Consider the following 13,613-nt stretch of genomic DNA (forward strand, 5'->3'; position numbering starts at 1 on the left):
ATTCAAAAATGTTTTATATATTTGGACAATATTTGTCTAAAACAATTTTGACCAATGAAAACATTAGGTGACACTTTAAAATGTGCAAGAGAGGAAAAAGAATTGATACTGCGAAAAGTTGCGGCTGAAGTAGATATTGACCAATCTCTGATTAGCAAGTTTGAGAAAAATGAAAGAAAACCAACAATGGAACAAATCATAAGACTTGCCAATTTTTATGGACTTTCCGAAAGTGAATTAGTAATAAATTGGTACTCTGAAAAAATTGCGGACGAACTAAAATACACGGAATCTACTTCCGAAATATTAAAAGTAGCAGAAGAAAAAATTAACTATTATAAAGCTCAAGAAAATGGAAAATAAGAAAATGAAAGTTGCAGAATTATTTGCAGGAGTTGGAGGTTTTCGTCTTGGACTTGAAAAAAGCAATTATGAAGTTGTTTGGAGTAACCAATGGGAACCGTCAACCAAAATGCAACACGCTTCAAAAGTTTATGAGGAGAGATTTGGTAAAGAAAATCACTCTAACGAAGATATAAATGAAGTTGTGACTAGAAATGTAGAAGAAATTCCAGATCACGATTTGTTGGTTGGTGGATTTCCTTGTCAAGATTATTCTGTTGCAACAACTTTACATAATTCAAAAGGATTAAAAGGTAAAAAAGGTGTTCTTTGGTGGTCAATTCACCAAATTTTAGAAAACAAAAAAAATAAGCCAAAATACTTGTTTTTAGAAAATGTTGATAGACTTTTAAAATCGCCAGCAAAACAAAGAGGTCGTGATTTTGCTGTAATGCTTCAAAGCTTAAATGATTTAGGTTACGCAGTAGAATGGCGAGTTATAAATGCAGCTGAATATGGAATGCCACAAAGGAGAAGAAGAGTTTTCTTTATTGGCTATCATAAATCGACAGAAGTTTACAAAAGACTTCAAAAATCGAATAAAACAAATTGGCTAACAGAAGAAGGAACTATTGCAAACGCTTTTCCTGTTGCTAAAACAAATTCAATTCAAGAAGTAGAATTAAAAGGAGATTTAGTAGAAATAACCAATAATTTTAATAAAAACGGAAAGTTGTCGCCTTTTCAAAATACAGGTTTACTAATTAAAGGTAAAGTTTATACTACCAAAACAGAACCAAATTATGATGGAAAGAAAACCGTTTTAGCAGACGTATTACAAAATGGAGAAGTTACACCTGAATTTTTCATTGATGAAAAAGACAAAGACAAATGGGAATATTTAAAAGGAGCTAAAACCATTGAACGCAAATCAGCGGATGGATTTGTTTACAAGTATTCAGAAGGCGGAATGATTTATCCTGATGCTTTAGACAATGCTTCAAGAACCATAATAACAGGCGAAGGTGGAAAATCACCTTCAAGATTTAAACACGTAGTTGTTTCTGATAGAGGTTTACGAAGATTAACACCTATTGAGTTAGAAAGACTAAATATGTTTCCAGATAATCACACTAAACTAGATGGAATTACAGACACTAAACGTGCATTTTTTATGGGAAATGCTTTAGTAGTTGGTGTAATTGAAAAAATTGGAGAAGAACTTTATAAACAGGTAAATTCATAATGGCAGGATATTTATTTAGTTTAAATAGCATTGAATCATTAATTGAATCTATAAATTTAGGAGTTTACTCAACTTTAATTTCAAGACCAAATAATAATATTTGGAGGATTCAACACGAAGGAACTTTTGCTGATTATTGTTCTATGAAAGAAGGAGATAATGTCTACTTTTTTTTTGAGAGAAAAATTTATGGAATTGGTAAATTGATTAATATAAATGGTAGCTGTAAGTTTCTAAACTACCCTAACGCCAATTTACCCAATAATCAAAACTATATTGACATTCAAAATGATTTACTTTATGACAATGGAGAAAATAGTATAAACAATAGATTCATTTGCACTTTTGAGCCTTTTCCATTTTTCTTTCAAAATGGAATTGATATGGATGAAACTTTGTCATCTGCACCAGAGAAGTTTAAAATATTAAGAGCTTTTTGGAAATTAAGTTTTATAAAATTTTCAGATACCGAGAATCAAGCATTTAAAGATATAATCTTAAGAAGAAATATTGCTGCAATTAACAATCCTGATAACGATAACACCTTTGAAAGTAATTATCAAATTAATCACGATTTAATAAGAGAAAAAACAAATAACAATCTTGATTACCAATTAAATATAGCACCTTTTTTAAATACCATAAATAACGTAAACGGTAGTTTAAGGCACGAAATGGCTATTGAAGCATCTCTTATTTATCAAATAACAAATAATTCACAAAACGCAATAAACATATTTGGCTCTTGGGATTATATTACTCATCAAGTTATTGCTTCACCATTTAAACCTGTTGATTATATGGATAAAATGGATGTTTTTGGCTATAAATATATACAGGATCAAAAACCAACGATTTCAGATTATTTGGTAGTAGAAATTAAGAAAGATGAAATTAATTCTCAAGATATATTACAACTAATGAAATATGTTGATTGGGTAAAAAACGAATACGCTTATGGCGATTATAGTATGATTAAAGCATATATGCTCGGTTTTAGTTATACACAAGATGCTTTAGATACTTTTCTTGAAAATGTTGAGCGTAAATTCATAAAAGGTGTAAGACCATCTGTTTCTACAGAATGGAAAAATGTAAAATTAATTCAGTACAGATTCAACGAGGAGAATAATTTATTAGACTTTACAGATATTACACCAAATGAATAAAGAAGGTAATTTTGATATAAACTCACCAAATTCAATTATTGAGTTTGCAAAACTTTTAAAAGATCAAAGTTTAAGACAAGCTTGTGGTATTGAAATTGAAAAACACGGTTACAGAGGAAAGGGTAATTTTGGTCAAATATTAGAGAAGTTTTATTTCGGCTATGAGCCGAATTCTGATGCTGAACCCGATTTCAAAGAAGCAGGAATTGAACTAAAATCAAGTCCTTTAAAAACCTTAAAAAACGGAGAGTATCGCTCAAAAGAAAGACTTGTTTTAAATATCATAAACTATCTAGAAGTTCATAAAGAAGAATTTGAAACGAGTTCCTTTTGGAAGAAAAACGCACATTTACTTTTAGTATTCTATTTACACGACAGAGATTTAGACTTACTCGATTATTTAATAAAGTTAGTTGACGGTTGGCAATACCCAAACGAGGATTTAAAAATCATTAAACAAGATTGGGAATTTATCAATCAAAAAATCAAAGATGGAAAAGCTCACGAATTATCAGAAGGAGATACGTTTTATCTTGGTGCTTGTACAAAAGGATCAACTGCTCTAAAATCATTCAGAGATCAACCATTTAATAAAGAACAAGCAAAACAACGAGCGTATTCTTTAAAACAAGGTTATGTCAATCACATAATCGCAAATATTGCTCAAGAAGAGACTGCTGTTTATGGAAAAATAATTGAACATCCTGAAATTTTAGAGAAAGTACGTTCAATAGAAGAAATAGTAATTTTAAAATTCCACCCATTTTATGGAAAATCCGCAGAACAGATTGAACAAGAATTAGGTTTAGAATTAAATCAAAAAGCCAAAAGTTATTTTGCAAATCTTACAAATGCTATTCTTGGACTTGAACTCGGTCAAAAGATAGAGGAATTTGAAAAAGCAGATATTCAAGTAAAAACAATTCGACTTAAAGAAAATGATTTACCAAAGGAAGATATTTCATTTCCAACATTTGAATATCAAGAACTTGTAGTAACCGATTGGGAAGATTCGGATTTTAAGAATATTTTAGAAAGTAAATTTTTCTTTGTGTTCTATCAGTTTGAGGGAGAAAATTTGATTTTAAGAAAGGTAAAGTTTTGGAATATGCCTCATTCCGATATTCTTACAGCCAAAAATGTTTGGGAAGAAATGGTAAAGACTGTTTCAAATGGAGAAATCGTAAAAGAAGTAACTGAAAAAGGTGTCAGAAAAACTTATTTTCCAAAAAAGTCTGAAAACAAAGTGAGTCACGTTAGACCACACGCAAGAAATGCAGCAGACACGTATGAATTACCAATTGCAGATAAATTGACAGGATTGACTGAATATACAAAGCATTGTTTTTGGCTAAACGCAAGTTATGTGAAAGACGAAATATATCTGAAATAAGCCAACGCTAAAAGCCATACACATTTGCAATTCGCTACAGCCACCACACAAAAGCCAAAAATTGCAAAAGAGTATGTCTTTGCCAACGCTAGCAAGTTTGCGGAAAAAAAAGCCAGCAGGTAACAACGTGTATAAAACATAGCTATTATAGGCTTTCCGAGAGATTTTTGTATATTTATAAAGTACGCCAAATTTTTTATTTGGTTATATTTAGAAAAGAAAATTAAACATAAAAATTAAAAATTCGGCTCGTGCTAAATCCGAAAAGTTAGCGTTTATTTATACGCTACATTTCATACACAAGACCGTTAAACGAACTCTTCCAAAAACAAAAATACTTTCAGTTTAAAACATCAGTTAGCAAATAATTGCGTTAGGGATTGCAGTGGCATCCTTTTTAAAAAATGGTTAGCAATAAATTAGCTTTGAGTCATGCATAAAAAGCTAGCCACGTCGCTCGCTCCTCGCTATGACGTTTTTAAAAAGATATAACGAAAAGCCCGACCTATACCCTGAACTAAATTCAGGGTATTGGTAACGCCCAACTTATCGGTACAATTCCGATAAACATCGAAATGACTTGAAGTATCATTATCATAAACAAAAAAAATCCAGCTTAAAAACTGGATTTTAAAATATATATGCTTGAAATTTAAGCGTTTTGCTTCTTAATTAAATTAAGTGCCGAACCTTCGTTATACCATGCAATTTGCGCATCGTTATAAGTGTGATTTAATTTGATGGTATCTTTTGTTCCGTTGGTGTGCACCACTTCGAGTGTGAGTTGCTTACCTGGAGCAAAGGCGTTTAAATCTAGGAAGTTGAAAGTATCGTCTTCTTGAATTAAATCGTAATCGGCTTCATTAGCAAAGGTTAACCCCAACATACCTTGTTTTTTAAGGTTCGTTTCGTGAATTCTGGCAAACGATTTTACAATTACTGCCGCAACACCTAAATGACGTGGTTGCATTGCCGCATGCTCTCTTGAAGAGCCCTCGCCGTAATTATGATCGCCAACCACAATGGTTTTTATGCCTGCTTTTTTGTATTCGCGCTGTACATCTGGCACACCGCCATAATCGCCAGTTAATTGGTTTTTAACAAAGTTGGTTTTTTTATTGAAAGCATTCACCGCTCCAATTAAGGTGTTGTTTGCAATATTATCTAAATGCCCACGGAAACGTAACCAAGGTCCTGCCATAGAAATATGGTCGGTAGTACATTTTCCAAAGGCTTTTATTAATAGTTTGGCACCTGTAATGGAATCGCCAATAGGCTCGAAAGGTGTTAAGAGTTGTAAACGCTCAGAATCGTCTTTTACCGAAACTTGAACGTGACTCCCATCGGCTTCTGGCGCTAAATAGCCGTTATCATCTACAGCGAAACCTTTTGGTGGCAATTCCCATCCTGTTGGCTCATCGAACATGACTTCTTCACCATTTTCATTTATTAATTTATCTGTTAATGGATTAAAATCTAAACGACCGGCAATAGCTATGGCTGCTGTTATTTCTGGTGATGCTACAAAGGCGTGTGTGTTCGGATTTCCATCGGCACGTTTAGCAAAATTTCTATTAAATGAATGAACGATGCTGTTTTTAGGCGCGTTTTTAGGGTCTGAATATCTGGCCCATTGCCCAATACATGGCCCGCAAGCGTTGGTGAATATTTTAGCATCTAGATTTTCGAAAATGCCAAGAATACCATCGCGTTCTGCGGTGTATCGTACTTGCTCTGAACCAGGATTGATACCGAGTTCCGCTTTCATTTTTAAGCCTTTATCTATAGCTTGTTGCGCTATGGATGAGGCTCTTGATAAATCTTCGTAAGATGAGTTGGTGCAAGATCCTATTAATCCCCATTCTACTTTTATTGGCCAATCGTTAGCTTTTGCCTTTTCGGTCATGGCTTTACCAACGGTGGTTGATAAATCTGGGGTAAATGGTCCGTTTAATAATGGTCCTAATTCCGATAAATTAATTTCTATCACCTGATCGAAATATTGTTCTGGGTTTGCATAAACCTCGGCATCGGCAGTTAAGTGTTCTTTTACTTTATTAGCAGCGTCGGCAACATCGGCTCTTTCAGTAGCTCGTAAATAACGTTCCATAGATTCGTCGTAACCAAATGTAGATGTGGTTGCTCCAATTTCGGCACCCATGTTACAAATAGTTCCTTTACCTGTACAAGACATGGATATTGCTCCTGGTCCGAAATATTCAACAATTGCTCCGGTTCCACCTTTAACTGTTAGAATTTCGGCCACTTTTAAAATGACATCTTTAGGCGCTGTCCAACCCGATAATTTTCCGGTTAACTTTACACCAATAAGTTTAGGGAATTTAAGTTCCCATGCCATTCCCGCCATAACATCTACTGCATCTGCTCCACCAACGCCAATAGCAACCATTCCTAATCCTCCTGCATTTACGGTATGCGAATCGGTACCAATCATCATACCTCCTGGGAAGGCATAATTTTCTAATACCACTTGGTGAATAATACCCGCACCTGGTTTCCAGAAGCCAATACCGTATTTATTTGAAACGGATTCTAAGAAATTAAAAACTTCACTACTTACCGAGTTTGCATTTTTTAAATCGGCCGCAGCGCCATCTTTAGCTTGAATAAGGTGATCGCAATGTACCGTTGTTGGCACTGCAACTTTACTTTTCCCAGCTTGCATAAACTGAAGCAATGCCATTTGCGCGGTTGCATCTTGACATGCAATTCTATCGGGAGCGAAATCCACATAATCTTTTCCTCTCTGAAATGCCTTGTTTGGAGTACCATCCCAAAGATGAGAATATAATATTTTTTCAGATAATGTTAATGGTTTCCCTACAATCTCTCGAGCCTTATTTACTCGCTCTCCCATTGTGGTGTAAACACCTTTGATCATTTCAATGTCAAATGCCATATTTCTATATTATTAGTTGAGTTAAAATTGAACAACAATATACAAAATATAGAGTGGTTTTGAAAATGAGTTTGTACTAATAAAAAGTTAATCTCAAAAAGAAAGCCCGAGTATAAAACCCGGGCATTTTAGTTATTAAAATAATATTGAAATTATCTCACTAATTGCTTTGTAGAAGGTGCAAATCTTGTTAAAACAATACCATCTACTGCGGTTTCATATTCTTCCATAGTTGGTGTTCTTCCAAGAATAGTGGATAAAACAACTACTGGAGTTGATGATAATAAAGATTCTCCTTTTTTCTCACCAGAATCTTTTACAACGCGTCCTTGGAATAAACGTGTCGATGTTGCCATTACAGTATCTCCTGGTTCTGCTTTTTCTTGGTTACCCATACAAAGGTTACAACCCGGGCGCTCTAAATACAGCATGTTTTCATATTTAGTACGTGCAGCCGCTTTAGGCGCATTATCGTCAAATTCGAAACCAGAATATTTTTGAAGCACTTCCCAATCGCCTTCTTCTTTCAATTCATCTACAATATTATAGGTAGGAGGTGCTACAACCAGAGGTGCGTTGAATTCAACTTTACCTTGTTGCGATTCAATATTTTTTAGCATTTGGGCTAATATTTTCATATCGCCTTTATGCACCATACAAGATCCTACGAAGCCTAAATCTACTTTTTTGGTTCCGCCGTAGAACGACAATGGTCTAATTGTATCGTGAGTATAACGTTTAGAAACATCTTCGTTATGCACATCTGGATCAGCAATCATTGGTTCAGCAATTTCATCTAAATCAATCAATACTTCAGCATAATACTTCGCATTCGCATCAGGTCTTAGTGCTGGTTTTTCTCCAGATTTAATTTCTGAAATTCGCTTATTAGCTTTATCAATTAAGCCTTGTAACACTTGCTTTTTGTTATCCATACCCTTCTCAATCATGATCTGGATTCTAGATTTAGCAATTTCTAAAGATTCTATTAAGGTTTCGTCCTCTGACACACAAACTGAAGCTTTAGCTTTCATTTCTGCTGTCCAATCGGTAAACGTAAAGGCCTGATCTGCAGTTAATGTTCCTATATGTACTTCTATAACTCTTCCTTGGAAAACATTCTCACCACCAAATTGCTTTAACATTTGTTGTTGCGTAGCATGAACCACGTCACGGAAATCCATAAAGCTTTTCATAAGGCCCTTAAAAGTCACTTTTACTGATTGTGGAATTGGCATTGTCGCTTCTCCTGTAGCTAAAGCTAATGCCACGGTTCCTGAATCTGCACCAAAAGCAACACCTTTAGACATACGTGTGTGCGAATCGCCACCAATAATGATAGCCCAATCATCAATAGTAATATCATTTAAAACTTTGTGAATCACATCAGTCATTGCATGGTAAACACCACGAGGATCGCGAGCTGTGATTAAACCAAAGTCGTTCATGAATTGCATTAACTTTGGAATGTTGGCTTTTGATTTATTATCCCAAACCGATGCTGTATGACAACCCGATTGGTAAGCCCCATCAACAATTGGAGAAATAACTTTAGCCGCCATAGATTCTAATTCCTGAGCCGTCATTAATCCTGTGGTATCTTGCGATCCTACAATATTAACTTCTACACGAACATCGGAACCTGCATGCAACACTTTTCCAGGAGTGTTACCTACAGCATTTTTATTGAATATTTTTTCAACTGCAGTTAATCCTTGTCCTTCGATAGAAATTTCTTTAGAAGGTGCATAAACTTGTGGAATATCAATACCTAAAGTTTTAGCTGCGAATGTTTGTAATTTTTTACCAAAAACAACAGCATAAGAGCCTCCTGCTTTTATGAACTCCACTTTTTGTGGTGTTAAAGCCGCAGAGATATCAATTAATTCTTGATCGCCTTTATATAATTTTTTCTCTTTCGTATTTATGGTAAGAACTGTTCCAGTTTCTACTGAATACTTTTGTTCTAATACTGGTTCTCCATCGGCATCTAAAACGGTATTACCGTTAGCATCTTTTAGTTTTACCCAGTTTTTTAAATCTATTCCTATACCCCCAGTTACACCAACAGTAGTTAAAAAGATTGGGGAAATCCCATTGGTTCCAGCAATAATTGGAGCTATATTTATGAAGGGCACATAAGGACTTGCTTGAATACCTGTCCATAATGCTACATTATTAACACCAGACATTCTTGAAGACCCAACTCCCATAGTTCCTTTTTCCGCAATTAACATCACTCGCTTATCTGGATGTTGTTCTTTTAACGCTAAAAGTTCGTTTTGCATGTCTTTATTATGCTCAAAAATACATTGTCCGTGTAATTCACGGTCTGATCTAGAATGCGCATCACTACCAGGAGATAGTAAATCTGTTGAAATATCACCTACTCCAGCAATGAATGTTACAATATCAATTTCTTCATCTATTTCAGGAAGCTTCGTAAAAAACTCCGCTTGTGCATAGCTTTCAAGAATTTCTTTAGCTATTTTATTTCCGCTGTTATAGGCTTTTTCTAATCGAGCTGTATCTGCCTCGTATAAATACACTTGCGTTTTTAAAACTTCGGCAGCTTCTTTAGCCTTTACAGTATCATCACCTAAAGCAATATCAAGTAACACTTCAATAGAAGGTCCACCTTTCATATGAGATAACAATTCAAAAGCAAAAGTTGGTGTAATTTCTTCAATTAGAATTTCACCAAGAATAATTTCTTTTAAAAATTTAGCTTTTACATCGGCTGCACTGGTAGTACCAGGTACCACGTTATAGATAAAAAAGTGTAATGAATCTTTTCTATACTTGTTATCTAAATCTCTAATTTGCTCTATAATTGCACTTAACAATTCGGCACCATCAATTGGCTTAGGACTAAGCCCTAGATCTTTTCTTTCTTCGATCTCATTGATGTAACTTTCATAAATATTCATAAGAAAAATGTTTTCAATTTTATATTCAATTTAAATCATAATGATTTACTTGAATAGTACTAAATGATATTTGTAAGGATGTAACCTGACTTGATTTTTTTAAAGTCCCGAAAATTACAAAATTAATATGTAGATGTAAAAATAAACCTTGCAATACATTCACTGAAAATCGCAATTTATTATTGTCACATTTTTAGTTAATCTCATTATATATTATCTAAAAAATTCGGAATATAAATGATTATTTAGCAACATTTAATTGAGATTTCATGTCATTATGGTAATAAGTATTACCAAAAAAACCTCAGTATTCAATCGTTGTAGTAAGATATCTGCTATAAAAAACGCTAAGGGTATAATATGAGTTGAATAATTTTAAAACAAAAATAACTTTAGAATAAGCTTTCGATAATTTGAGTCTCAGAAATTCCTTCAGCTTCGGCTTTGTAATTCTTTATAATTCTATGGCGAAGAGTGCTTTGAGCAACCGCTTGAACATTTTCAATATCGGGTGAAAATTTACCATGAATAGCAGCATGAGTTTTGGCAGCTAAAATTAAATTTTGCGATGCTCTAGGACCAGCACCCCAATCTAAATATGTTTTCACAAGCTCTGGTGCTTCCTTAGAATTTGGTCTTGTTTTGCCAACCATAGACACCGCATATTCAATGACATTATCTGCAACAGGAATTCTACGAATTAAATGCTGAAAATCTACAATCTGATTTGATGAGAATAAGGCATTGATAGTAACTTTTTCGTCGTTGGTAGTTGCTTTTACTACCTGAACCTCTTCTTCGTAAGAAGGGTATTCTAAATTTATAGCAAACATAAATCTATCTAACTGAGCTTCAGGCAACGGATACGTACCTTCTTGCTCGATAGGGTTTTGAGTGGCCAAAACAAAATAAGGTAATTCCAATTTATAATGATGACCTGCTACCGTAACCGCTCGTTCCTGCATAGCTTCTAATAAAGCGGCTTGTGTTTTTGGAGGTGTTCTGTTAATTTCATCTGCTAAAATAATATTAGCAAAAATAGGCCCTTTTATGAATTTAAAATGACGGTCTTCGTCTAATATTTCACTACCTAGAATATCACTTGGCATTAAATCTGGAGTAAACTGAATACGTTTAAAATCTAACCCTAATGCTTGTGCAATGGTGTTCACCATCAAGGTTTTTGCTAAACCAGGTACACCTATAAGCAACGAATGACCACCAGAAAATATTGAAATAAGTATTTGTGTTACAACTTCATCTTGACCAACAATAACCTTGGCAATTTCAGTTTTTAATTCTTTAAATTTTTTTACAAAGTCCTCAATGGCAGCAACGTCACTCATATTATTATTTTTTTAACCAGTTACCAGAAAAATCACAACCTCTATGCTCTTTACTTATTTTAATATAAGTATCGAGTATTTTTTCATCTTGCCACTTTTCAATGGCTCTAATTTTCTTTTCCTCTAATGCTAAATCTTTAATTTTTAAAAAGTCACGTGCATAATCTGCCTTATGCTCATCAATTCTATCTGTAACCATTAAAATTTTAAATTTTACTTTACCAGTTCTATCTTCTTCACGCAGTACTAAACTTACTTCGCCATCTTTTAAATTCTGAATTTGTGCATAAAGCTCTGGGTCCATTCTTGTTAATTCAAAATTATAATCTTGTGTAGTTGGGTTAATCAATTGCCCGCCATCATATTTTGTTTCTTTTTCATCACTCACTTCTCTTGCTGCTTCTGCAAATGTAATTTCTTCAGCTACAATTCGCTTTCTTACATTTTCTAGTCGCTCTTTAGCTTCATCTATAGCTTCGTCTGAAACTTTTGGAGTTAATAAAATATGGGCCACATCATATTCTTGTCCTCGTATTTTTTCTAGAGTAATAATATGGTATCCAAAATCGGTTTTGAAAGGTTCTGAAACTTCACCTTCTTGTAAGGCGAAAGCAACCTGTCTAAACTCCTTAACCATACGCGGTTGTTTTCTATTTAGCGTATACTTTCCACCTTTACTTGCAGATCCAGGATCTTGAGAATATAAGACTGCTTTAGAACGGAAACTTGCTCCCCTTTCGATTATATCCGCTTTAAATTGTCTTAACCTATCGATAACTCTTTTTATTTCTTCTTCTGAAACTTTAGGCTCTGCAACAATTTGAGCTACTTTTAGTTCTGTCCCAAATGTTGGCCGTTCATCTTCAGGAATCTTATTAAAAAATGTTCTTACTTCTTCTGGAGTAATCTCAATTTCTTCAACGATTTTAGATTGCATTCTTTGAGCTAATAAGTTCGATTTGTTAATTTCAAACATTTCATCTCTAAAGCTTTTTTCATCTTCTTTGTTATAAAATTCTAACAAACGCTCCATAGAACCATTTGTTTGCTGAAGAAACTGCTGAATTTGATAGTCTACATTTTTTCGTACTTCTGCATCAGATACAGGAATACTATCTTGAATGGCATGATGCGCGTACAATTTTCTTTCTAGCATTAAACCAAACAGTTGGCAATCATCAACGCCTTCAATAGAACCTCCTGCAGCTATTATTTGTTCTTTTTCTTTTTGAATATCAGACTCAAGAACTATAAAATCTCCAACAACCGCAGCTACCCCGTCTACTTTTCTGGCTTTAGAGGTATCAACAGAATCCACTTTTTTGGCTACCTCCTTTACTTCATCATCAATGATTTCTTGCGCATAAGTGGCACTCGCTAAAAAGGCAAAGCTTAAAACTAAAAGGGGTTTTAGGTTAATTGTATATTTCAAATTGTTTGTTTTTAATGGCATCTTTTGTGATATCTTTTTCTAATTCTTTTATCAGTTCTAATTTTCGCTTATTAATTACTATCTGGTCTATTGTAGGCTTTACATACTCTAACGGCGCAGTATCATTTCTTACAAGTACATCATTAATTTGCATCAAATATACTCCTAATGAATCTTTGAGTTGTACAAAATTAGATTTTTTTAACAGTTGATTTTTGTTTTCAGAATTTACCGCAGGTATTTTCCTTATAACATGACTAAGTTTAATCCAAATAGAGTCATTAAACGAATAGGATTTAAACTGAATAGAAATAGAATCTAGAAGCTTTTTATCTTTATCATTATAACGTTTAAAGCGTGTTTGAATATCATCATAATTAATAATATTTTCATCGATATGCACGTAACGAAACTTCAGAAGTTCTTCGTTTAATTTGAACACCTCTTTATTGGCTTCATAATATTGTTGCGCTTCATTTAAAGGAACAGTGGTGTCAATACTTCGTTTGACTAAGGCTTCAATATATGCTTTTGAGTATAAATCATTTTTATATTGAACAACCAATTTATTGAATGCCTCTTGTTTCTCTTCGCTTAAGTTAAGTTTTGCGCCATCAACAAATAATTGTTGTGTAGCCCATTTATTAATAAAGTTTTGAACCAAAAGTGTACTGTCTTCTTTTGATATTCCTTCTGCCAAAATATCTTCTATGTCTTCTTGATACAGGTAATTTTCATTGACCCTTGCAATTGGAGTACCATCTACTGATTTTTTAATAAAATCACAAGAACATACTAAAACAAATAGCCCTATTAAAAAGTGTTTTATTCGCAC

At 33.8% G+C, this 13,613-nt stretch carries 9 protein-coding genes; 4 read left to right on the forward strand and 5 right to left on the reverse strand.

Features of this window, described 5'->3' with window-relative positions:
- The first annotated feature begins 54 nt into the window (after positions 1-54).
- From BUA46_RS13260 to BUA46_RS13275, 4 genes are read left to right on the forward strand one after another with little or no spacing between them, the layout of a single operon-like run.
- Positions 55-363: a helix-turn-helix domain-containing protein gene (locus BUA46_RS13260; protein WP_019388323.1), complete on the forward strand. Its 309-nt coding sequence runs from the start codon at positions 55-57 to the stop codon at positions 361-363.
- Entirely contained in the window at positions 353-1,588 is a 1,236-nt protein-coding gene (locus BUA46_RS13265; protein WP_019388324.1) for a DNA cytosine methyltransferase, read from the forward strand. The genes BUA46_RS13260 and BUA46_RS13265 overlap by 11 nt, the downstream gene beginning before the upstream one ends.
- Entirely contained in the window at positions 1,588-2,757 is a 1,170-nt protein-coding gene (locus tag BUA46_RS13270) for a hypothetical protein (RefSeq protein WP_019388325.1), read from the forward strand. The genes BUA46_RS13265 and BUA46_RS13270 overlap by 1 nt, the downstream gene beginning before the upstream one ends.
- Entirely contained in the window at positions 2,750-4,150 is a 1,401-nt protein-coding gene (locus BUA46_RS13275; RefSeq protein WP_019388326.1) for a Sau3AI family type II restriction endonuclease, read from the forward strand. Before BUA46_RS13270 ends, BUA46_RS13275 begins: the two co-directional genes overlap by 8 nt.
- A 652-nt stretch (positions 4,151-4,802) precedes the next feature.
- Here BUA46_RS13275 and BUA46_RS13280 read toward each other — a convergent pair.
- The 5 genes from BUA46_RS13280 to BUA46_RS13300 form a co-directional block, all read right to left on the reverse strand.
- A complete protein-coding gene (locus BUA46_RS13280) occupies positions 4,803-7,070 on the reverse strand; it encodes an aconitate hydratase (protein ID WP_019388327.1) in 2,268 nt (755 codons plus the stop codon).
- 152 nt (positions 7,071-7,222) lie between these two features.
- Positions 7,223-10,000 carry a bifunctional aconitate hydratase 2/2-methylisocitrate dehydratase gene (locus BUA46_RS13285; RefSeq protein WP_019388328.1) on the reverse strand — a complete coding sequence of 926 codons (2,778 nt, stop codon included), beginning with the start codon at positions 9,998-10,000 and terminating at the stop codon, positions 7,223-7,225.
- A 392-nt stretch (positions 10,001-10,392) separates the two neighbouring features.
- Complete coding sequence (locus BUA46_RS13290; protein ID WP_019388329.1) at positions 10,393-11,346, reverse strand: AAA family ATPase; 954 nt, start codon at positions 11,344-11,346, stop codon at positions 10,393-10,395.
- A 4-nt stretch (positions 11,347-11,350) separates the two neighbouring features.
- Complete coding sequence (locus BUA46_RS13295; protein WP_019388330.1) at positions 11,351-12,799, reverse strand: peptidylprolyl isomerase; 1,449 nt, start codon at positions 12,797-12,799, stop codon at positions 11,351-11,353.
- The gene (locus BUA46_RS13300) at positions 12,762-13,613 is read right to left on the reverse strand and encodes a hypothetical protein (RefSeq protein ID WP_019388331.1); all 852 of its coding nucleotides are present in this window, start codon (positions 13,611-13,613) and stop codon (positions 12,762-12,764) included. Before BUA46_RS13300 ends, BUA46_RS13295 begins: the two co-directional genes overlap by 38 nt.

Origin of the sequence: Algibacter luteus (assembly GCF_900141715.1) — a bacterium.
Classification (GTDB): domain Bacteria; phylum Bacteroidota; class Bacteroidia; order Flavobacteriales; family Flavobacteriaceae; genus Arenitalea; species Arenitalea lutea.

What these genes read in the sequence shown, in the direction of transcription:
- BUA46_RS13260 (WP_019388323.1), top strand. Translation starts at nt 55, where the DNA reads ATGAAAACATTAGGTGACACTTTAAAATGTGCAAGAGAGGAAAAAGAA.
- BUA46_RS13280 (WP_019388327.1), bottom strand. Translation starts at nt 7,070, where the DNA reads ATGGCATTTGACATTGAAATGATCAAAGGTGTTTACACCACAATGGGA.
- BUA46_RS13285 (WP_019388328.1), bottom strand. Translation starts at nt 10,000, where the DNA reads ATGAATATTTATGAAAGTTACATCAATGAGATCGAAGAAAGAAAAGAT.
- BUA46_RS13265 (WP_019388324.1), top strand. Translation starts at nt 353, where the DNA reads ATGGAAAATAAGAAAATGAAAGTTGCAGAATTATTTGCAGGAGTTGGA.
- BUA46_RS13290 (WP_019388329.1), bottom strand. Translation starts at nt 11,346, where the DNA reads ATGAGTGACGTTGCTGCCATTGAGGACTTTGTAAAAAAATTTAAAGAA.
- BUA46_RS13270 (WP_019388325.1), top strand. Translation starts at nt 1,588, where the DNA reads ATGGCAGGATATTTATTTAGTTTAAATAGCATTGAATCATTAATTGAA.
- BUA46_RS13275 (WP_019388326.1), top strand. Translation starts at nt 2,750, where the DNA reads ATGAATAAAGAAGGTAATTTTGATATAAACTCACCAAATTCAATTATT.
- BUA46_RS13295 (WP_019388330.1), bottom strand. Translation starts at nt 12,799, where the DNA reads ATGCCATTAAAAACAAACAATTTGAAATATACAATTAACCTAAAACCC.